The following is a 456-nucleotide window of genomic DNA, read 5'->3' as shown; positions in this document are numbered from 1 at the left end:
GCCCGAGGCGCTGCAGCAGGCCAATCCGCTGGGCCTCTGGCGGCTGACGGACGGCCAGCCCGGGCGCGCGTGACGGGCGTTCCACCGGCCGCCCGGAACGGGCCGGTGGCTGCCCCCGGGGCGTGAGGCGCCTTACCGCGCCGCCGCAGCGCCCGCCACCTCCAGAAACGTCTGCAGCGCCGGATTCGGCGCCGCCTCGTGCCACGCGAGCACGCCCACCGTGGGGTGCTCCAGGCGGGCGATCGGCACGAAGCGCACGCCCTGCACGGCGGCCTGCGCCATCGTGGCGGGCACCAGCGCCACGCCCATGCGCATGGCCACCAGGGCGACCACGGTCAGCCACTGGCGCGTGGCGTGGCGCGTGTGCGGATGGATGCCGGCGCGGTGGAAGAGGGCGACCACGTTGTCGTGGTTGGCCGGCGCCACGTCGCGCGAGAACATCACGAAGGTTTCCTG

At 75.4% G+C, this 456-nt stretch carries 1 protein-coding gene; it reads right to left on the bottom strand.

Translation table 11 applies throughout. The features are described from left to right. Window positions 1-132: 132 nt before the first annotated feature. On the bottom strand, window positions 133-456 hold a 324-nt coding region (locus GVL52_RS32075; RefSeq protein WP_244619344.1), incomplete at its 5' end, for a LysR substrate-binding domain-containing protein.

Source organism: Rhizobium sp. 18055 (genome assembly GCF_902706285.1).
In the GTDB taxonomy this organism is placed as follows: Bacteria; Pseudomonadota; Alphaproteobacteria; order Rhizobiales; family Rhizobiaceae; genus Rhizobium.
This window is presented reverse-complemented; position numbering and strand designations above follow the sequence as displayed.